Annotated in this window: 18 protein-coding genes and 1 tRNA gene; 9 read left to right on the forward strand and 10 right to left on the reverse strand. The window is 49.8% G+C overall.

All coding sequences use genetic code 11. From position 1 onward, the window contains the following. The first annotated feature begins 111 nt into the window (after positions 1-111). Positions 112-1,599, forward strand: a complete 1,488-nt coding sequence (locus LRP54_RS06265; RefSeq protein ID WP_231235403.1) for a DUF1542 domain-containing protein — start codon at positions 112-114, stop codon at positions 1,597-1,599. A gap of 341 nt (positions 1,600-1,940) precedes the next feature. On the opposite strand, the gene rplI is transcribed toward LRP54_RS06265, so the two are convergent. From rplI to LRP54_RS06290, 5 genes are all read right to left on the reverse strand, one after another. Beyond that, a complete protein-coding gene (rplI, locus tag LRP54_RS06270; RefSeq protein WP_231205730.1) occupies positions 1,941-2,399 on the reverse strand; it encodes a 50S ribosomal protein L9 in 459 nt (152 codons plus the stop codon). Positions 2,400-2,424: 25 nt separating this feature from the next. After that, the gene (rpsR, locus tag LRP54_RS06275) at positions 2,425-2,667 is read right to left on the reverse strand and encodes a 30S ribosomal protein S18 (protein WP_231205729.1); all 243 of its coding nucleotides are present in this window, start codon (positions 2,665-2,667) and stop codon (positions 2,425-2,427) included. Between the two features lie 99 nt (positions 2,668-2,766). Next, positions 2,767-3,339: a single-stranded DNA-binding protein gene (locus LRP54_RS06280; RefSeq protein WP_231205728.1), complete on the reverse strand. Its 573-nt coding sequence runs from the start codon at positions 3,337-3,339 to the stop codon at positions 2,767-2,769. A 61-nt stretch (positions 3,340-3,400) separates the two neighbouring features. Next, positions 3,401-3,691 (reverse strand): 30S ribosomal protein S6, encoded by a 291-nt coding sequence (rpsF, locus tag LRP54_RS06285; protein WP_231205727.1) that lies wholly within the window; start codon positions 3,689-3,691, stop codon positions 3,401-3,403. 254 nt (positions 3,692-3,945) lie between these two features. Further along, positions 3,946-5,385, reverse strand: a complete 1,440-nt coding sequence (locus LRP54_RS06290) for an MATE family efflux transporter (RefSeq protein WP_231235404.1) — start codon at positions 5,383-5,385, stop codon at positions 3,946-3,948. Positions 5,386-5,402: 17 nt separating this feature from the next. On the opposite strand from LRP54_RS06290, the gene LRP54_RS06295 reads away from it, so the two are divergent. Then, complete coding sequence (locus LRP54_RS06295) at positions 5,403-5,582, forward strand: hypothetical protein (RefSeq protein ID WP_231235405.1); 180 nt, start codon at positions 5,403-5,405, stop codon at positions 5,580-5,582. Between the two features lie 223 nt (positions 5,583-5,805). Continuing rightward, positions 5,806-7,152 (forward strand): replicative DNA helicase, encoded by a 1,347-nt coding sequence (gene dnaB / locus LRP54_RS06300; RefSeq protein WP_231235406.1) that lies wholly within the window; start codon positions 5,806-5,808, stop codon positions 7,150-7,152. A gap of 17 nt (positions 7,153-7,169) precedes the next feature. On the opposite strand, the gene rarD is transcribed toward dnaB, so the two are convergent. From rarD to LRP54_RS06315, 3 genes are all read right to left on the reverse strand, one after another. After that, a complete protein-coding gene (gene rarD / locus LRP54_RS06305; RefSeq protein ID WP_442984627.1) occupies positions 7,170-8,177 on the reverse strand; it encodes an EamA family transporter RarD in 1,008 nt (335 codons plus the stop codon). A 97-nt stretch (positions 8,178-8,274) separates the two neighbouring features. Next, positions 8,275-8,496, reverse strand: coding sequence for a hypothetical protein (locus LRP54_RS06310; RefSeq protein WP_231205723.1), 222 nt, complete (start codon positions 8,494-8,496; stop codon positions 8,275-8,277). Between the two features lie 428 nt (positions 8,497-8,924). Next, positions 8,925-9,134: a cold-shock protein gene (locus LRP54_RS06315; protein ID WP_231205722.1), complete on the reverse strand. Its 210-nt coding sequence runs from the start codon at positions 9,132-9,134 to the stop codon at positions 8,925-8,927. A 485-nt stretch (positions 9,135-9,619) separates the two neighbouring features. On the opposite strand from LRP54_RS06315, the gene LRP54_RS06320 reads away from it, so the two are divergent. Then, positions 9,620-10,384: an ABC transporter ATP-binding protein gene (locus tag LRP54_RS06320; protein WP_231205721.1), complete on the forward strand. Its 765-nt coding sequence runs from the start codon at positions 9,620-9,622 to the stop codon at positions 10,382-10,384. Next, a complete protein-coding gene (locus LRP54_RS06325) occupies positions 10,369-12,078 on the forward strand; it encodes a hypothetical protein (RefSeq protein WP_231235407.1) in 1,710 nt (569 codons plus the stop codon). Before LRP54_RS06320 ends, LRP54_RS06325 begins: the two co-directional genes overlap by 16 nt. A gap of 312 nt (positions 12,079-12,390) precedes the next feature. Here LRP54_RS06325 and LRP54_RS06330 read toward each other — a convergent pair. Together LRP54_RS06330 and LRP54_RS06335 are read right to left on the reverse strand one after the other, a co-directional pair. Next, a tRNA-Leu gene (locus LRP54_RS06330) sits at positions 12,391-12,477 on the reverse strand. A 387-nt stretch (positions 12,478-12,864) separates the two neighbouring features. After that, positions 12,865-14,172: an ROK family transcriptional regulator gene (locus LRP54_RS06335; RefSeq protein WP_231205719.1), complete on the reverse strand. Its 1,308-nt coding sequence runs from the start codon at positions 14,170-14,172 to the stop codon at positions 12,865-12,867. 158 nt (positions 14,173-14,330) lie between these two features. On the opposite strand from LRP54_RS06335, the gene xylA reads away from it, so the two are divergent. From xylA to nhaC, 4 genes are all read left to right on the forward strand, one after another. Then, positions 14,331-15,512 (forward strand): xylose isomerase, encoded by a 1,182-nt coding sequence (gene xylA / locus LRP54_RS06340; protein WP_231235408.1) that lies wholly within the window; start codon positions 14,331-14,333, stop codon positions 15,510-15,512. Between the two features lie 132 nt (positions 15,513-15,644). Next, a complete protein-coding gene (locus LRP54_RS06345) occupies positions 15,645-17,009 on the forward strand; it encodes a xylulokinase (RefSeq protein WP_231235409.1) in 1,365 nt (454 codons plus the stop codon). A gap of 255 nt (positions 17,010-17,264) precedes the next feature. Continuing rightward, positions 17,265-18,467 carry a MalY/PatB family protein gene (locus LRP54_RS06350; RefSeq protein ID WP_231235410.1) on the forward strand — a complete coding sequence of 401 codons (1,203 nt, stop codon included), beginning with the start codon at positions 17,265-17,267 and terminating at the stop codon, positions 18,465-18,467. Between the two features lie 236 nt (positions 18,468-18,703). Continuing rightward, a complete protein-coding gene (nhaC, locus tag LRP54_RS06355; protein WP_231235411.1) occupies positions 18,704-20,179 on the forward strand; it encodes a Na+/H+ antiporter NhaC in 1,476 nt (491 codons plus the stop codon). Positions 20,180-20,190 lie beyond the last annotated feature (11 nt).

A 20,190-nucleotide genomic window follows, 5' to 3' on the forward strand; every position in this document is an offset into this window, starting at 1 on the left:
TTGCCGGGGGGGGGGGGCATAGGTGTAGTGTGCCAATAGTTTTATTTGTCAGCCGATTTAAACCGATGAGCACTGAGGCATGTCGAATCGTCGCTGCGAGAAAGGAACATTATGAGGACAAAATGGGGAGAGAAGCTATTCACTGTTGCTCTGACGGTCGCTTTGGTTCTGCCGATTGGTGCGGCTTGGGCTGATGATACCCAGGTTGATACCTCGACGGTCGAGGCGGCACAGGCTGCGGTGACGGCAGATGCTTTCAAGAATGCGGGTGCCTCGGCTGACGACGCAGCGAAGCTGAAGACCCAGGCTGACAGCTTGCTTGCAACCTATGTGACTGACCGCCTTGAGGCGTTGAGGAGCAAGTACCTGAACGCTGCTGGCGGATGGACTGACGAGAACATCAATAAGCTGAAGGCGGCTGCTAGCGCTATTGAGCTTGACGAGATTGTGGCGGGCATGTACCCGGTTGAGTCGGACCCCCGCACCAAGAGGGTCGAAGCCCTGATCGATGCGGCCACAAGCGTTGACGCGGTCTGGGCCATAAACGTGATGGCGAACCTCGACGCGCGCAAGTGGAATTCCAAGGAGGCTGCCAAGCTGATCGAAGGTCTACCTGATTCGCCTGAAAAGGCTGCCGTTCAGGCCGACATCGACCTCCTGAACAAGTTCGTCGCTGAGTTCGAGCCGCGACTTGCTGGCGTTCCCTACTGGGATAAGATACCCGCCGACTTCAAGCCGGCCAACGATGATGAGAAGAAAGCTATTTATGACGCAAAGGAGCAGAACAAGAATCTGAATCGGATTACCGACCACGTGATCGAGAAGGCAGCGAAGGCTCGCAAGTCCGTAACGGTTGTAGGTAGCCCTGAAGTGTATAAGAACGAGGCTGTGGCCGCTTTCGGCAAGGCTTTCCTTGCTGAGGGCCATCCTTATTACGTGGGCGATGCCGTGCGTGCCATTCTTCCTGCGCTTGACGTTTACGCTCAGCTGCTCAGCGCGCAACATAAGGCACATGAAGACATCGCGGCAGCCCTTGAAATGGCGGTGAACAAGGTGAATGAGTCCACCGAGGCTACAGATGAAGAGAAGCAGGCCGCCATCGAGGAAATCAAGAAAGCAGGCCAAAAAGCTGACGAGGCTATCGACGGTATGACCTCGGCTGATGAAGCCGATGCCGTTGTTGAGGCTGGCAAGCAGGAGATCTTCGGCGTGATGCTGAAGGCTGTCAAGAAACCCGAGTCCAAGCAGAAAGTTGATGAGGCTATTGCCAAGGCTCGTGAGACAGTGGAGAATCGCACGGATCTTTCCGTCGATGAGAAAGCTGAACTGCTGAAGCGTATCGACGAAGTTTCCCATGCTGTCATGGGCGCCATTGAGGCTGCTACTGCTAACCAGAAGATTGACGATAGCGTGGAGAGCACTGTGATGGAGCTTGACCAGATCGTAAAGACCCAGGCCAAGGCTAAGGAACCAAAGCGTACCGTCAAATCTAAGGCATCGGCCGCACTGGCGTCTACTGGCTATAGTAGTGTCGCCGCCATTGCGGCTGCCCTGTTGCTGTGTGCTGCAGGGGGAGTTACCGCTGCGCGTCGCCGCTGATTGCTAGTAATCTTTGGCACCGCGTCCGCAAAAGCGGACGCGGTTGGCGGCACCACAATGTGAAAGACTCGTCTTTCCTGCTTCTGTATAGATGAAGTATCAAGTTCCTCCGTCAAATTAACGACAAACACGGCGCAGTCGGGTTGATAGTTGATGAGAGTAAAGGAACGAATGCTTTGTCGATATGGGAAGGCAAACACTCTGAATGAATTACTGTGTGTTTGGCTAGGGAAAGTACGAGTCTTTAGCTTGTAATCCAGCTTTATGGGGTTGTGAGGTACACGTATGGGGGAAGTCCACATGGACTTCCCCCATACGTGTATGTGCGTGTTAACAGTTACTCAGCGAGCAGCGGCAATAACACGTACTTTCAGCTTTGCAGAAACCTCAGAGTGGAGGTTGACGACCACGGTGTGTTCGCCTACTTCCTTAATTGGGCGTGCAACAACGATGCGACGATGATCGACAGTGTGGCCAAGGTCAGACTTGACAGCCTGCGCGATCTGGGCGGTCGAAACGCTACCGAAAAGACGGTTCTGAGAACCAACCTTGCCGGAAACTGTAACGAAACCAGCCTGCAGGACATCACGAACTGCACGCGCGTCATCAACGGAAGCAATTTCGCGCCTGCGACGAGCAGCAGCCATTTGGTCGATCTGCTTCTGTGCGCCCTTGGACCAGCGTGTAGCAAGGCCGCGAGGAACAAGGTAGTTACGTGCGTAACCGTCTTTTACCTCAACGACATCGCCGGCAGATCCGAGTTTGTCAACATCGTGGGTGAGGATGAGCTTGATAGCCATGTTTTTCCTTCCTTCCCAGTCCCGATCAGCGACCGGAGGACGAGTAGGGAAGCAGAGCCATTTCGCGTGCGTTCTTAATAGCACGTGCAATGCGACGCTGCTCTTGGACGGAAACACCGGTTACGCGACGAGCGCGGATCTTGCCACGGTCAGAAATGAACTTGCGTAGCAGTGCGGTGTCCTTGTAATCAATGGATGCAATTCGGGCCGACTTTAAGGGGTTGGCCTTCTTTTTAATGGGCTTATTGCGAAGTTGAGGCTTCGCCATGATGTTCTCCTCATGGGTCTGGGTGAGTTCCACTCACCCCAAGCGTTCTAATGAGATGTGTTCGTTTCGCTGCGACTATTGATGATGAGTAGGCTGCGATTAGAACGGAGGCGCATCATCGAAAGATGTGGGTGCTCCGCCGTGCGCAGAGTTCCACGGATCTTCAGACGACCCACCTGCAGGTGCGCCATATCCACCTTGTCCATAACCACCGGCTGCACCATAACCGTTCATACCATTTGCAGGAGCAGGTCCACTTTGGCCGTAGCCAGGTCCACCTTGGCTGTATCCGCCTTGTCCCCCTGCTGGGGCAGTGCGAGTAACTTTTGCTTGTGCGCGGCGAAGTGATGGGCCAACTTCATCAACTTGAAGTTCGACAACTGTGCGACGTTCACCTTCACGTGTCTCATATGAGCGTTGTGTGAGGCGACCTGTCACGATGACGCGCATTCCTTTACGCAAGGATTCAGCAACATTGTCAGCCATTTCACGCCAGCATGAGCAGCGCATGAAAAGGGTGTCGCCGTCGCGCCATTCATTCGCGTTACGGTCAAAAGATCGCGGTGTAGATGCCACCGTGAAGTCGGCGACCGCTGCTCCTGATTGTGTGAATCGTAATTCAGGATCATTGGTCAAGTTGCCGATGATCGTGATGACGGTTTCTCCGGCCATATGTCGGCTCCTCGGTGTGAGTTAGATGTTATGGAAAAGAAAGGGACGCGAGATGCGATGCTCAGTGAGCGTCGGGACGCAGGAGTTTGGTCCGCAAGATGGTTTCATTAATGCTCATCTGGCGGGTGATTTCCTGAGCAACAGCGGGGGTTGTTGTCATGGTGACGACAACGTAAATGCCCTCTGAACGCTTGTTGATGTCGTAGGCAAGACGACGTTTGCCCCAAATATCAACGTTGTCGACGGAACCTTCTGCGGCGGTTACCTGCTGCAGGTACTTATCCATCATCGGAGCGACGGTGTTTTCGTCAACCGTAGGATCAACGATCACCATCAGTTCATAGTTACGCATGTGAATACCCACCTCCTGTGGTCTATACGGTCACGGACTTTCCGTGACAGGAGGGTCATGCGTGTCATTGGCATTGTGCTCAATGACCTGGTTGCGTATGCGAACTACAGGAAGTGGTCCGATACGAACAACCAATCCACCATCTTAGCGTGATTTTGCCTTATTTGCCAAAGGATAAGAGGTGATTTTCCTTGTGTTTTCAGCGGTATGTATGAGGGTGCGCAGAAGGTATTCAGTGTGGTTTTGTAAGTGAATTATTTATGTGTGTCAGCGCCGGATGTGGAGATAATGCGGGATTTGCTCAATGGAGTAAATAGCGGAAAATGGAGGGCGTTCTTATGACTCCTATGGCTCCTTGATGGGCGTGTTATGAGGGCGTGTTGGGGTGAATACCATGTGCGCCACACGTTGCAGAACAGTCGTGAGCCCATGTAAAAAACGCAGTAGACCATCCATAGAGCTGCCACACCTTTTTCGGGGCTTATCCCTTGTGTGCATAGGTAGTTAACTACAGCAAGTGCAGGTAATGTGATGAGTAACTGCAGTACAGAAGCCGTCGCCATAAAACGTCCCTCTCCGGCACCGATAAGGACCCCGTCGAGGAGGAAAACAACGCCGCCGATGGGCATTCCCAGAGCGGAAGCAATAAGTCCCCATGTAGTGATGGAATACATTGCTGTGTCACTGGTGAAAAGATAAGGCAGCCACGGTGAGGTAATGGCAATAGTGATTCCAATGAGGACACCTGTCCATAAACCCCACAGGTTGAGTGTATGCAGGAGTTCGCGTAGCTGGGATTGGTTTTTTGATCCAACAGATATGCCAACCATTGCTTGCGCTGCGATGGCAAGAGCATCCAGCAAGAAACAAGCGAATATCCATATGGAAAGAATGATCTGGTATGAAGCCACTGCCTTTGTCCCCAGTGTTGTTGCTGGCCACAGTAAAAGTAAGCCGACGAGCCGTAAACTCATGCCGCGAACCATCAGGGGCCCTCCTTCAAGGACTGCTCCCCATAAACCTGAACGTGAGGCAGAAAGAGGAATGTTGAGAGTGTGAGCGTGCCTTAGCACTAATCCTGCCATTACTGCGCCCATTGCTGTTTGAGCAAGGCTTGTTCCTGCTCCTGAGCCTGCGACTCCCCATTCAAAACCGTATATGAACAGCGCATTTAAGAGGATGTTGAGTAGTGTTCCTATCAGTGTGATAACCATAGGCGTGCGGGTGTCTTGCACACCGCGAAATGTGCCTACGGCGGCCATAGTAATGAACATTCCGATTGTGCCTGGAGCGGCGGAGTATAGGTAGCTCAGTGCATGTGGTGCTACTTCAGGGGTTGTGTGAAAAAGTCCTGTCAGAGTTGGGCCTAAAACGATCAATAATGCGGTGGTTATGATTCCAAGTCCGCATGCCAGCCAGATTGCGTCAATACCTGAACGTATCGCTTTGCGTTCGTCGCCGCTGCCGAGTGCTCGGGCAGATAGTGATGTTGTGGAGTAGGACAGGAAAATGAAAAGTGTGATTGCCGTCATGAGGATTTGTGAGGCGACGGCTTGGCCTGCAAGTTCATTAGTTCCGAGGTGCCCGATCATTGATGAGTCAATGAGGGTAAAAAGAGGTTCCGCGATAAGTGATGCCAATGCAGGTAAAGCAAGTGTGAGGACACGTGAGGTCAGGGCTGTTGATCGTGGCATGAGTATGAGTATTTCATGTGGGTGAGGCGCTTTCTTGGGTAGTGAAATTGTTGAGTGTTGTGAAGTGCTGTGAGAGAACAGATGAAAGCAACCTTCAAGTGGTGCTTGAAGGTTTGTTAAGTGGTGCAGATCATATGCAAAATATTTATCCCCAAGACAATCCACAGGTTGTGCATATCTTTGTGGACATTGAATAATGAAAATCCACGTTATAGCGACCCTTTCAGAGATATCTGCACGAGGAAGGCGTGAAAGAATGTGGGTGACACGCCGATGTATCCACACTCTGTCCACATTCATTCACAGGTTTATCCACAACTGTGATGTGCTATGAAGATGGAGTGCAGGTGTTATTCATATATGTCAGCACCAATAAATCAGCACTAATAAAAGAGAACACTTGAGCAACGGAAAGAAACCATGAGTAGCGATACTTTTGATCGGGTTCCCCCACATGACACAGATGCAGAGATATCTGTTCTTGGCTCAATGATGTTATCGCGTGAGGCGATCAACGAGGTTGCTGAAGAAATTACGGGAGCCGACTATTACGAGCCGGCACATGAGCTTATCCACAATACGATTATTGACCTGAATAGTCGTGGCGAACCTGCAGATGCCATCACTGTTTCAGGTGAACTTCAACGCCGAGGTGAACTCACACGTGTGGGAGGCGCAGCCTACCTTCATACCCTCATCGCTTCAGTACCTACCGCGGCAAATGCGGGATATTACGCGCGTATAGTGAGCGAACGCGCCATTTTACGTCGCCTTGTGTCAGCGGGAACACGTGTCGTCCAGTTAGGGTACGCCGATGCAGGGGGTGACGTGGATGAAATTGTTGATCGTGCTCAGGCAGAAATCTACGCTGTTGCAGAAAGACGTTCAGTAACTGACTACGTGCCTATGTCTGTTTTATCAGACAATGTGCTAACCGAACTTGAACGTATCGAATTAGACAGGGGTAAGCTGCGTGGCGTACCTACAGGATTTACTGACCTAGATAATTTGACTCAAGGTTTGCAGGGCGGGCAAATGGTTATTGTGGCGGCTCGACCTGCAATGGGTAAATCCACTTTAGCTTTAGATTTTTGTCGTTCAGCATCAATTAAACACGGCATTACCAGTGTGATTTTTTCGCTTGAAATGAGCCAAAATGAAATCGCAATGCGTATGCTTTCTGCCGAATCCGGTGTTCACCTCCATAAAATGCTGTCGGGAAAAATGACTGAAACGGATTGGCGCAAAGTTTCTGACACGACAGCAAAGATCGCTGAAGCACCGCTTTTTGTTGATGATTCAGCGAATATGACAATTACAGAGATACGTTCAAAGTGTTTCCGTTTAAGTCAGCAGCATAATTTAGGTCTTGTTGTGGTGGACTACCTTCAGCTCATGACATCAGGACGTCACGTAGAGTCGCGTCAACAAGAGGTATCTGCGCTTTCACGTAATCTCAAGCTTTTGTCGAAAGAAATTAATGCGCCTGTGGTGGCTGTTGCACAGCTCAACCGTGGTCCTGAAGCTCGTACTGACAAAAAACCTATGATGTCTGATTTGCGCGAATCGGGATCACTGGAACAGGATGCGGATATTATCCTTCTGCTCCACAGGCCTGAGTATTACAACAAGGATGATAGGCGAGGGGAAGCTGACATTATCGTTGCTAAGCACCGTAATGGCGAAACAGGGACAATCCGCGCCTTATTCCAAGGGCATATGGCACGGTTTGCGAACTTTACAGGCCGTGAAGAACCTGCGCACTGATAGGAAACTTGTGTTTCTTAGGGTGTTGCAGTGGGTTGTTTACAGATGAGTTTACGTGCTCGCCGAGTTGCTATCGCTAAATCCAAGGTGAGGAATATTAACGCCAGCCAGATGAAGCCGGTAGCGACCCAGCGCATGGGTTCCATTTCCTCATGGAAAAGAAAAACTCCAAGGACTAATTGCATAACTGGTGATACGTATTGAATAAAACCGATGGTGCCCAGCGGCAGACCCTGACTTGCTGTGGCGTACATGATGAGCGGAATCATTGTGATGGCTCCAGCACTGATAAGTAATGCCAGATGAAGTCCCCATGCTACATCGCTGTTTCCTGCGGTAATTACGTGAAAAGAGGTGGAGTGATTCCATGCTAAGTAAGCAAGGTAGATTAAAAGGAATGGCGACACGATAGCTGTTTCAATAGCCATTCCTTCAACCGGCCCCACCTTATGTGCGACGTCTTTTTTCACCAGTGAATACAAGGAAAAGCTCAATGGTAAGGCCAAGGCAATCCAAGGTAAGTGTCCTAAGCCAACGATGAGAATTACGACTGCGATAATCCCTAACGATAGGGAGATCATTTGCAAGCGCGTGATACGTTCATGCAGAACGCACAGGCCGAGGGCAACGGTCATTAAAGGATTGATGAAATAGCCGAGTGCAGCATCAATTGTGTGACCGCTCATCACAGCGTAAACATAGACCGTCCAGTTGATAACAATGAGGAACCCGGCGGCAGCTAAACGCAATACGGTGCCGCGATCACGTAGAGCTTCGCGTAAATGATGAAGATGACGCATGAGGGTGAGTGCCACTAGGCAGAAAAATAAACCCCATACTGCGCGGTGAACAATGACTTCTAAGGGCTGGGCAGGGTGTAGAAGTCTGAAAAATAAAGGGAAAAATCCCCAGAGTATGTAGCAGGAAAAAGCAAGGAAAAGAGAGCGTGTGTACAGCGTTCTTTGGACAGAAGCATCTGAAGAAGGCACAGAGAAGTTGGAAGTATCAGGGCAATGGGTCACCACGGCAGCGTAGCGTATAAAACACGAAAAGCGCAGGAACCTTACCTGCGCTTGTTTTCCAACAGGGGGCACGCTTCTTTGCGCACCCCGAAAAAGCATTTTAGATTTCTGAGCGATGAGCGTATGAGTATAGGCGAGGTGTAATACCAATCAGCGCGACAAGGACGAGTGAGCAGATAACTAACGCGCCCAAAGATTCTGAGGCAAATGCTGCGACGGCTGCGGAAAATACCAGCACGAGGGTAGCGATAACGATGGCGATTACATCAGCAGTTGCTTGCCAAGGAGCGGGTTGGAGGTGAGAATCAACAATGTGGCTCATGGAGGGCCCTTTCTGTAGTCAATGCCGCGAGGCACTGACCGCGCCCCGCACGGCAGCGTGTCAATGAGATGCTGTTGATAGCTGAACAGTTAAAAGTAAAAGTAACTGGAACAGCCAGAACAAGCAAGGAATAGTTTAACAAGTGTGAGTGTAAAAACCATAGTCTTGTGAGTGAAAACACCTGTGGCTTCTCAGGATCAATATATTGAGGACATAAACACAATGTGGACAGGTGTTTGGATATCGAGTCGATGATTTTTCTGTGTATTTATAGGTGAAATAGGTGTTTTATTTTGGCTGATTGCAGAGTGATTATGTGCGCTCATGTGAAAGACTCGTACATATGGAGTGAATGTACGAGTCTTTACATGTGTGTTTCAGGAAATATGCATGTATGAATTTCCAGAATTTTTCATTCGGTGAAAGTTTCAGCCGATTCGAGTAACGTTTTCTGCCTGTAACCCTTTCGGGCCATTGATGGTAGTAAACTCCACTTTTTCTTCTTCGTGCAGGGTTCTGCGCCCTGCTTCTTGTGAAATGCTGGAATAGTGGACAAATACATCAGCAGAGCCATCATCGGGGGTGATGAAACCAAAGCCTTTATCGTCGTTAAACCATTTCACGGTACCGCGAGCCATTGAAGACAATCCAATCAGTAAATCCCTCTAAAAATAGAGGAGTGACCCACGTCCGAGTGGAACGAGGGATAGCCGGCCCAATTTGCGCATGTATGAGCGGAATCTCCGTCTAACTGTGAAAATGAGGGACTACTCTTTAACAATATCGCTTTGAGTTAAAAAATTCAGGTAATTGGATTAATAAACAGGAAAAATGACATAGGTATCAATTAATGATTGAGATTTTCAAAGAGAAATATTGACCTATATATAAATTGATCTATATATAAATGGTGTTAATGAAAATATTTGGTGAGAATTCTACTGTAAGTAAATGACGTCAGGCATGTAAAAAATCACAAATAAATGCTATAGTATAAAAGGCGTTTTTTTTTGTGATCGAATGCCGTCTATTTGAAATTAAAAAATAAGCAGCTACGTATAGCTGTTACCCTAAGTTAGGTATCACTTCATTGCCAGATGGCACTACCGGATGGAGAAAATACATGAATAGTCCACAAGGAATTGCACTTGCCCTAAGAAATTTGGTGAAAGTATATGGCAATCTTGTTGCTGTATCTGACCTTTCTCTTGATATACCATCCGGTGCATTCTACGGATTCGTAGGACCAAACGGAGCGGGAAAAACAACAACACTCACCATGGCAACAGGCCTGCTACACCCAGATCAAGGCACCGCACATGTCCACGGTGTTGATGTGTGGAACGACCCAATCCAAGCCCGTCGCTTACTTGGCGTTATGCCTGACGGGATGCGCCTCCTCGATAAACTCTCAGGAGCTGACCTTCTGACACATGTTGCTATGCTGCGCGGACTTGATCGAATAACTGCGCGTAACCGCACAAATGAACTTCTTGAAGCCCTCGATCTCACAGAGGCAGCAACGAAACTCGTGGGTGACTACTCCGCCGGCATGACAAAGAAAATCGCACTCGGAACAGCGCTAATTCATGGCCCCTCAGTTATCGTCCTAGATGAACCATTTGAAGCAGTTGATCCTGTCTCTGCAGCAAATATCAAAACAATCTTGAACGGTTTTGTCTCCGGCGGTGGTACCGTCATCCTTTCCAGCCACGTAATGGATACAGTCCAATCCCTGTGCTCACACGTTGCCGTTATCAACCACGGTCAAGTCATTGCTGCTGGCACAACTGATGAAGTTGCCGCAGGTTCCACCCTTGAAGACCGCTTCACTGAACTTGTCGGTGGCCGTCGCAACAATGAGGGGCTGTCGTGGTTCGCCAACTAATCCGCCTAAAAGCAAAAATTATGTGGAACACCATTTCCCGTCAAACATGGGTTTTGGTGATGACGATTCTTGGACTCCTTTACGCTTTGAGTATTCTCAGCATGATAGGAGCGGGTGTAGTTTTCGGTATCCTTGCAGGCCACGAACACATCATTATGCCAATACTTACCTTTGCCGGTGGAATCTTTATCCTAGGGTGGTGGCTGGTCCCAGCAATGTTTTCTGGCATGGACAACACTCTTGACCCACAAAAATTTGCACCTTACCTGGGTCCCTCACGTAAATTCGCCTTCGGACTATCCGTTGCCACAGGTATCGGTGTACCAGGAATTTTTTCCACCCTCGCTTTCTTCATGCCCGCAATCGGGTGGGCAGTTGCAGGTCAATGGGTGTCCGCCATCGCAGCACTCCTCCTCCTGCCCTTGGCTTTACTTACCGCTTTCACATGGGCCAGCGCAATTACCACATGGGTAGGAGTCCGTTTACAAGCAACATCAACACGCCGTGACATGAGCACAGCTATTGCCACCATCATATTCTTGCTTGTATTCACTCCCCTGGGCGTATGGATTAACTGGATTGTCCAAGACTTCAATCCTGATTTCTTTATCCAGAGTGCTGAAATCATGGGATGGACACCTTTCGGTGCCATCTGGGGGGTGCCAGCTTCGCTTGCGCAAGGAAATATCCTATTCGCCTGCCTGCGCCTCCTCATTGCTCTCGTGACCTATGCGTGTGGTTTCTGGGGATGGAGTCATGTTATTTTCGGTGCAATGAGTGGCCTTGCGCGTCCTGTTTCCCAGAAAGCACAGGAAGCAATCGCGGCAGGTCGCAGAGAAATAGACCCCCATCATGCGCAGAAAAAGTTCGCACACCCGATTGCGGGTAGGGCGACCTCATCGGCAAAAGTTCCAAATGCGCTGCCACGAGTAGAGCTGTGGCAAATATGTGGTTTAAGTGCGCCGACCGCTTCTATGGCTGCACGTACAGCTCGTTACTGGATACGTGATGCGCGCTTGCTCGTTACTGTGATAACGGTTCCCCTATTCTTCTTCATGGGTATCATGTGGACTCGACTGCCAGGAATGTCAAGCGCACGCGGGACCTTCTTTATCTACATGGCACCTGTCCTAATCGGAGCAACCATTGGGGCAAGTACCCAGTACGATTCCACAGCTTTTTGGATTCCTGTGTCCTCAGCTATCAAAGGAAAACACGAACGGCGCGGTCGATTATTTGGTTCGCTTCCTCTCAATAGTGGGATTTTAGTGGTGTGTACCCTTGCTCTTGCCTTTTTCAAGGGACTGGGAATCATGGAAACACTTGTGTTGCTGATTTTCCTGATGGCACTGCTGATTGATGCTGCCGTAGTGACGTTAATAATCGGTTCCGCATGGGTTTACCCCGTGCAACCGCCAGGGACCTCACCGATGTCCGCTCGTGGTACGGGTAGTTTCATGACAACAATGCTGACCCAAACGGCGACACTCTGTGGTTCAGTTATCGCCTCATTACCTGTGCTTGTGGTTTACATTTTGTCAAACACTGGTGTCCTTCCCTCATGGATGGTTGTACTCACAGGAATCATCTGGACATGCCTTTTTGCCCACTTGGGCCTACTGTGGGCTGGACGAATCTGGGATCGTCGTAGTGTGAAAGTATTGAACACTATTCGCAGCTGGCCTGGACACTAAATGTGAGCGGCTGCGTGTAACACCGCCACTTTCCTGTGCACAACAGTGACCCCACCTGAAAGACTGCAGTTCGTAGTCTCTTTCAGGTGGGGTTCCTTGATACACTTCCGCTACCCTACCTTTAGTCAAAGATGAGCACCCACATAAATTGTCCTATAGCCAGATAAATAGCCAGATAAAGTGGCTCTTGGAAGGCTCATGGCAGTGTGGTGGATCTTCAGATGTGGCGGCATGGCATATAAGCGCATAAGCCTAGAGTGTGGAGTACGAAAGTAAAAACCTGTGGACACATGATGTATCCACAGGAATCTATGGTGCGCGAGGGGGGAGTTGAACCCCCACTCCATCACTGGAACACGGACCTGAACCGTGCGCGTCTGCCTATTCCGCCACTCGCGCGTGCTAGGCAACGATACGAAAAAAGATACCCTTTCGTCAAGCTGAACGATTAATTCACACAAGACACACAGACTCGACAATGGCCAAAAGCTCCACAAAAGCGTTTTTCAACGCCTCCAATAAGGACAGCAGAATGTCCACGTGATGAACGTAAAATCACAAATTTTCCTAGTATGCAGGAATAGATCACCATTGTAGGAGCCTAGTCAGGCATCTGAAGAAAAAGTAAAAACAGCACCGACACGCCCGTTATGAGCAGAACCTGTGGATCCACCATATTGACAGCAGCCACTCAAATCATGCTAAGAATTTCTGCGCGCCAATGAATGATAGGCCTAATTCAAGCCTTCCCTACATGCAGCGCTTTTGTGCTGCGGCTCAGGCGAGCTAGTCCTGTGGCAACGGGTCTGTCCACTCCAAAGGATTATTCACAAGGTGCTGCAAAACCATGTGGGCAGCACCGGTGACAGCAAGCCACGTAGAATCAGGGACACTATGGACTGTCGGCTCACACCAACTGGACTGCAAAATACGCGTTCGCATTTCAGTAAGAGCTGGTTCAGTGATCTCGTCCGCAAGCTCACCGATATTTCCACCCAAGAGCACCAAAGGAATATCGACAACGTTAATTGTCGCAGCCAGTGCGCGCCCCAATGCAGTACCCGCATCACGTAAAGCAGAATTTGCACGAAGCGAACCATTATGTGCGGCTGCTATGACATCAGCGACACTTGCATTACTTTCAAGTCCAGCGCTCGCCGATAATGCGCGTAAACCTAAGAAAGTTTCTAAACACCCGTGAGCGCCACATGAGCACAATGCTCCCATTGGGTCAACGCACACATGACCGATCTCTCCGGACCAACCATGTGCTCCTGACATGCTGCGATGTTCGACAACGACGCCTCCTCCCACACCTACTTCACCTGAAATATAAATAAATGAAGAAGGCCCAGTGGCCACCCCCGGGGTTGGAAACGATATGGCAAAAGCAGCCAGATCTGCTTCATTTCCGATGACTCGTGGATGTAGGTCAGCGATCGGACTCAGTAATTCACTGAACGGAATATCTTGCCACCCAAGGTTTGGTGCATATGTGAGGGAATCATGCGATATAAGTCCAGGTAACGCCAAGCCTGAGCCTACAAAGAACATAGAGGATGTGACATGAGTATGAACAATATGATGAGCGATTTCAGCAAGCTCATTCATTGTGGTTTGAGGGTCTGATTGCGCGTAGTCACCTATGCGAGTTTCTTCGGCTATGACATATCCGGCTAGGTCAATGAGTCGAGCGTCAATGCCTGACACGTTAATTTCCAAGCCAAGGGCCACCGCTTTACCCTTGGCAGGACGTAAGCGCATAGCTGGTCGGCCACGACTGTTATCCGCTGGTGGAGGTACTTCATCAATGAGGCCACAAGCCACCATTTCGTCAACAAGACGAGAAACGGTGGAGGCGGTAATTCCTGTGAGTTGAGCAATGGATGATCGCGTAGCTTGACCAGAATCTGTCAGGATATGGTTGAGAACCAAAGTTAAATTCAATGCACGCATTGTGCGTGCCTGCGCTCCTGTGCGTGACCGTGTGCTTGTGGGAATATTTGTGACTGTATTCGTTGGGTGAAATGCATACTCGTGAAAAAGAGGTTGAGCAACAGAAGGTATGCCCGCAGGTGGAATCGAATATGTCATAGCTTGACTCTACCGTATGCACCCTATAAGTTTAGATACACAAAAAAATACTTTGGGGCGTTTTCAAGCCGACTTTCCTAGAAAGTCACCAATATGCGCCTCGTCAATGATGACGGTGCTTTGTAGCACAAATAGTTGACACTTAAGCGGAGGAAATAATGACTCGAACCCCGACCCCTGAAGATAAATTCTCCTTTGGTCTGTGGACCGTAGGCTGGCAGGCTGTCGATCCTTTCGGAACGAATACTCGCCCAGCCTTAGAACCTTGGGAATACGCTGAAAAACTGGCAGAACTCGGCGCGTGGGGTATTACTTTCCACGACAATGACGTTTTTGACTTCGATGCAAGCGATACGGAACGCCATGACCGCGTCATGAAAGTAAAAGACGCAGCTGACGCGCATGGACTCGTCATCGAAATGGTCACCACAAATACTTTCACTCATCCTGTCTTTAAAGATGGTGGCCTGACAAATAATGACCGTTCAATTCGTCGCTTTGGCCTACGTAAAGTCCTACGCAATGTGGATCTTGCCGCAGAACTCGGCGCAAAAACATTCGTCATGTGGGGCGGTCGTGAAGGTGCTGAATACGATTCATCAAAAGACCTGTACGCCGCAATGGAACGCTACAAAGAAGGCTTAGACACGGTTGCCGCGTACATCAAATCACAAGGCTACGACCTGCGAATCGGTTTGGAACCCAAACCCAACGAACCACGTGGTGACATTTTCTTGCCGACTGTCGGCCATGCTCTCGCTCTGATCGCTGAGTTGGATAACCGCGAAGTTGTCGGTCTTAACCCTGAAGTTGGCCACGAACAAATGGCAAACCTGAACTACACGCATGCCCTTGCGCAGGCACTGCAATGCGGAAAACTTTTCCACATTGACTTAAATGGACAGTCCGGCCTCAAATATGACCAAGATAAAGCCTTTGGACACGGGGACCTTTCAAGCGCGTTCTTCACAGTGGACCTGCTGGTCAATGGATTCCCCGGTGGCGGCCCCCGCTATGAAGGACCCATTCACTTTGACTACAAGCCCAGCCGTACCGAAGGTATGGAAGGCGTGTGGGAATCGGCTCGCGCAAATATGGAAATGTGGATCATGCTGGCAGAAAAGGCCCGCGTCTTCCGCGCAGACCCGCATACGCAAGAACTCATGAAAGCTGCATCCATCGACCAGCTGATACAGCCAACCCTTAGTGAGGGAGAGACTCTGGACGCATTCCTTAACGATCGCAGTGCCTACGAAGACTTCGATGCTGTTGCCGCAGGTGCACGCGAGTACCACTTCGTTGAGCTGTATCACCACGCAATGCGCCACCTTATTGGCTAATACTTGCCTCATCTAAGGTCTGATAATTTCTCAGGTGTGGGTGTCAGTGGCATATGCTGCAAGCTGGCACCCACACGCATATCACGTATCCACATGCGCCGCTTATATTCACACATTTTTGAGGGAGGAAATATGAACCCGCGCCCCTATGTTGCAGGTGTTGATACATCCACACAATCATGCAAAGTCCTTATTTGGGATCCGCACACTTCGCAGATCGTGCGTCAAGGGCGAGCTTCACATCCTGACGGCACGGAAATTCATCCTGATATGTGGTGGAATGCTTTCCTTGAAGCCGTCTCTAACGCCGGTGGATTAGATGATGTCGCTGCGTTATCTGTCGGTGGACAACAGCATGGCATGGTGTGTCTGGATGCTCAGGGTGAAGTGATTCGTCCCGCTTTGCTGTGGAATGACACGCGATCAGCTGCAGCGGCAGAGAATCTGATCTGCGAACGAGGTAATGGTGACCGTGAAGCTGGGGCTGCGTGGTGGGCGGATGCCACCGGCTCAGTTCCTGTAGCTTCACTGACAGTGACGAAACTTCGGTGGCTGGCTGATAATGAGCCAGATAATGCTGCGCGGATAGCAGCCGTGTGCCTGCCGCATGACTGGCTAACGTGGAAGATCATGGGGTCGCCATCATTAGAAGCACTGGTGACAGATCGTTCTGATGCATCAGGAACAGGCTATATGAGCCGCTGTGGTGCTGCTGGTGAGCCAGTGGGCCAGTATCGACGCGATATTTTGGCAGATGCTTTGCGTATTGATGAAGCTGCTGCAGAACGTATCGTCTTGCCGCGAATCTTAGGGCCGTGGGATGAAGCAGGTCGCGGCGATCAATCACGTGGTTGGGGTGACATTATTATCGGTCCGGGTGCAGGCGATAATGCGGGGGCTGCTTTGGGCGTGGGCCTTGAACCAGGTTCCGCTTTACTGTCTTTGGGGACATCCGGTGTGGTTGCTGCAGTTTCAGACCATTCCGTACAGGACGCTTCAGGCTTGGTGACAGGGTTTTCTGATGCTTCGGGGAATTGGCTACCGCTGGCATGCACATTGAATGCTTCACGCATTATTGACGCAATGATGTCAGTGACCGGTTTGAGCTATCAGGAATTTGATGAAGCTGCTTTATCTGTTCCGGATGCAGGTGGACTGGAACTTATCCCCTATTTTGAGGGTGAACGCACGCCGAATCTTCCTCATGCAACAGCGCAATTACGCGGTATGACATTAGCGAATAGTGACCGTGCGCATGTAGCCCGAGCAAGCGTTGAAGGTTTGTTGAATCTGATGCGTTATGCCTTGGATGCTATGCGCGCACTGGGTGTATCACTTGATCGCGTGCTTATTGTGGGCGGTGGGGCTAAATCGGCCGCTGTGCGTGCGCTTGCTGCTGAGTTCTTGGATGCTGCTGTGGAATTTCCGTCCCCGGGTGAGTATGTGGCTTTAGGCGCTGCAAAGCAGGCGGCTGAGGTTTTGGCTCGCCGTGCTTAGGTGCGGTGCGCGTATGTGCGCAATGCTACCTGCGTAATGGTGTAGGGGCGTTGGTCAATACTCAATGTCTGATTGTTGTGTGGGCGCGTGTGTGACAGGTAAGTGTTGTACACGCGCCTGTGCGTAGGTTGTGCGTGTTTTCGTTTTCTTTAGAGTCCGCACAAAATGGGGCACAATAAGCTCCATAATTTTTTGACATATAAAAATAAATAGTTAAGATGTGGTGAGGATTACAAAAATCTGTTAGGGATATCAATGGAAAAGACTATAGAACAAGGGTTCAACGATGAGCACCTTGATCGCTGGGGTTCACATAGCGCTAAATGGGATTTGCTTGCAGCCCCTCTAGGGAACAAAGCGGTATCACTTTCTGTTGCAGATATGGAATTTCGGACAGCACCTTGTGTGGCAAAGGCAGTACACCACGCCGCACAGCTTGACAACTATGGGTACACGGAAGTTTTTGACGACTATCGTCATGCAGCCGCACGGTGGCAACGTATCCGTTACGGCTGGGATGTGGAAAGCGCTGATGTGCATTTCTTTGCACGTATTGTTCAGTGCGTATCAGCACTTGTGAATTTTATTTTGCCCGCACGCTTAGAACGATGCCCTGTTGTTGTCACACTGACACCCGCCTACGGACCCATATGTGAGGTCGTCAAGTTATCAGGATCCCACATACGTGAAGTACCTTTTGTATGCAAAAACGGTGTAACAACATTCGATCATGAGGCTTTCGCACGAGCAATGGACGGGGCAGATCTGCTCTTATGGTGCAATCCGCATAATCCGACAGGGCGAGTATGGACGCACAATGAACTGAGTGTGGTGGCTGAGTATGCGCGACGACATCATGTTCTTGTCCTCAGTGATGACGTACACGCAGATTTTGTGCGACCGCAGAAAAACACGTACATTCCTTTCGCTTATGCTGCGCCAGATTTATGGAAGCAAGGCTCAATTATTCAATGCGCTTCACCTGGAAAAACTTTCACAATCGCAGGTTTAGAATCTGCGGCAATCATGGTTCGTGGAAATCTGGGTCAAGACCTGGAATCCGCTAAACGTCAAATGGGCCTCCATAATCCAAATTATTTCGCAATACCTGCAACTATTGCCGCGTGGACCCAAGGGGAATCCTGGGTGAATTCACTACAAAGCTATATTGACGAAAATATTCGTGAAGCACTGCATCTGCTGCGTAAACACCTGCCGGATGCGCAGGTAAATGACCCTGAAGGTACATACCTCATATGGGTCGAGGCCTCAGCATATATTTCAGATGAAAAAGCACTGCTGCACGCCTGCCAACGCAGCGGTGTGGCCATCACCCCAGGTTCAGATTTTGGAGCCGCATATGAACGTTATTTCAGAGTCAATGTCGCTTTACCACGCAACGAACTTCGTGAGGCTCTCACGCGGTTATGCGCAGCACTCAACGATCAAACAACCTAATTGCAAAATGTGAATCATAAGAGGACCGGCGACACAATCCTCACACATGCACGCACTATGCAAGCAAAGGCCACCTGAAAACGTTCAGAAAATTTCCACAAAGACGTGAAGCCTATCAATCCTGACGCGCTCCGCACACAGGAGCGCATACCAGCAAAACCCTGATCTATCGCAACAAAAATACACATGAATACTTACCTAGCATCGGTAAATAGTCGCACTGAAAGAAGGAAAAAATGACCGCTAGACCACCGGATGCTCCTGTAACACAGGAACGCGAACACAGGAAACCAAGCCTACTGTTGGCTGCGATTCCAGTTATTACACTTATTGTGCTCCTTGGTGGGGGTTATATTTGGGCAGAGCTGCCAGTAGAACCCCTATTAATTGCGACAGCTGCTGTTGCCGCCCTTATCAACTGGTATTTAGGCTATTCATGGGACGAGATGATTACCTCTGTCTCACATAAGATCGCCAAAACAATGCCTGCAATCCTGATTTTAATTACCGTAGGTATGCTGATTGGCACATGGATGGCTGGGGGCACAATCCCCATGATGATCTACTACGGGCTGAAGATTATTGACCCCCGTTTCCTTGCTTTAATTGCTTTACTTGTGACAGCAATCGTGTCACTGTGCACAGGTACTTCGTGGGGTTCTGCTGGAACAGTGGGTGTCGCTTTTATGGGTGTGGCCGCAGGAATGGGCGCTCACTTGCCGATGGTGGCAGGCGCTGTGGTGGCAGGCGCTTACTTTGGTGACAAACTTTCGCCACTTTCTGATACGACGAATATTGCTTCGGTTGCCACACAAGTGAATCTTTTTGTCCATATCCGTCACTTACTGTGGACGACAGGACCAGCCTTTTTGGTTTCCGCAGTGGTGTACCTGATTTTCGGCATAAACTCCGCAGGTGGGCAAGTTCCGGCAAAAGTTGGGCAGACTCTGGCAAATCTGGATGCTGCTTTCAATTGGAATCTTTTGCTCTTGTTGCCGGTGCTGATTGTTCTGGTCGGTTCCATATGGAAGAAACCCACCATTCCTGTGATGCTCGTGTCGAGCGCGTGTGCAATGTTCAACGCTGTTGTTTTCCAAGGTATTTCATTTAAGGATGCCGTGGTTGCTGGCGTGAATGGTTTCAGTGTGGAAATGGTTGGCAAAGCGGGTTTTTCGGCAGATTCTGTCATTGAGGATGTGGCGCGTCTGTTGAACCGTGGCGGTATGAATTCCATGCTGGGTGTGCTGCTGATTTGTTTCTGTGCCATTGCTTTTGCTGGAATTGTTACGGTATCTGGTTCCTTGGAAGTGTTGGTTGAACGAGTTCTACGTCCGGTGAAATCAACCTTTGGTTTAATCGCTGCGACGGTTGCGACCGCCTTAGCCACAATCGGTATTACTTCTAATGGTCAGGTTTCCCTGTTGATTCCAGGTGAGATGCTGCGTGGTGAGTACATTAAACGCGGTTTACATCCAAAGAACTTGTCTCGAACTATCGAAGATGCTGCGACTGTGTGGGAACCCATTTTGCCGTGGACATCTGCGGGTGCTTATATGGCTGGCACTTTAGGTGTAGCGACTTTGGCGTATCTGCCGTGGGCTGTGTCGAACTGGATCGCTATTGGTTTCGCCTTATTGTGGGGTGCTACGGGAATTGGTATTGCGCGTTTAACGCCTGAAGAACGTGCTCAAATGGCGCGTGAGGATATCTGATCTCGTGTAGT

The organism is Schaalia sp. lx-100 (assembly GCF_021083625.1).
Lineage (GTDB): Bacteria > Actinomycetota > Actinomycetes > Actinomycetales > Actinomycetaceae > Pauljensenia.

Coding starts and splice junctions, on each gene's coding strand:
- LRP54_RS06335 (WP_231205719.1), bottom strand. CDS start 14,172: ATGACATATTCGATTCCACCTGCGGGCATACCTTCTGTTGCTCAACCT.
- LRP54_RS06350 (WP_231235410.1), top strand. CDS start 17,265: ATGGAAAAGACTATAGAACAAGGGTTCAACGATGAGCACCTTGATCGC.
- LRP54_RS06290 (WP_231235404.1), bottom strand. CDS start 5,385: ATGCCACGATCAACAGCCCTGACCTCACGTGTCCTCACACTTGCTTTA.
- xylA (WP_231235408.1), top strand. CDS start 14,331: ATGACTCGAACCCCGACCCCTGAAGATAAATTCTCCTTTGGTCTGTGG.
- nhaC (WP_231235411.1), top strand. CDS start 18,704: ATGACCGCTAGACCACCGGATGCTCCTGTAACACAGGAACGCGAACAC.
- LRP54_RS06345 (WP_231235409.1), top strand. CDS start 15,645: ATGAACCCGCGCCCCTATGTTGCAGGTGTTGATACATCCACACAATCA.
- rpsR (WP_231205729.1), bottom strand. CDS start 2,667: ATGGCGAAGCCTCAACTTCGCAATAAGCCCATTAAAAAGAAGGCCAAC.
- rpsF (WP_231205727.1), bottom strand. CDS start 3,691: ATGCGTAACTATGAACTGATGGTGATCGTTGATCCTACGGTTGACGAA.
- LRP54_RS06310 (WP_231205723.1), bottom strand. CDS start 8,496: ATGAGCCACATTGTTGATTCTCACCTCCAACCCGCTCCTTGGCAAGCA.
- LRP54_RS06320 (WP_231205721.1), top strand. CDS start 9,620: ATGAATAGTCCACAAGGAATTGCACTTGCCCTAAGAAATTTGGTGAAA.
- LRP54_RS06280 (WP_231205728.1), bottom strand. CDS start 3,339: ATGGCCGGAGAAACCGTCATCACGATCATCGGCAACTTGACCAATGAT.
- LRP54_RS06315 (WP_231205722.1), bottom strand. CDS start 9,134: ATGGCTCGCGGTACCGTGAAATGGTTTAACGACGATAAAGGCTTTGGT.
- LRP54_RS06265 (WP_231235403.1), top strand. CDS start 112: ATGAGGACAAAATGGGGAGAGAAGCTATTCACTGTTGCTCTGACGGTC.
- rplI (WP_231205730.1), bottom strand. CDS start 2,399: ATGGCTATCAAGCTCATCCTCACCCACGATGTTGACAAACTCGGATCT.
- dnaB (WP_231235406.1), top strand. CDS start 5,806: ATGAGTAGCGATACTTTTGATCGGGTTCCCCCACATGACACAGATGCA.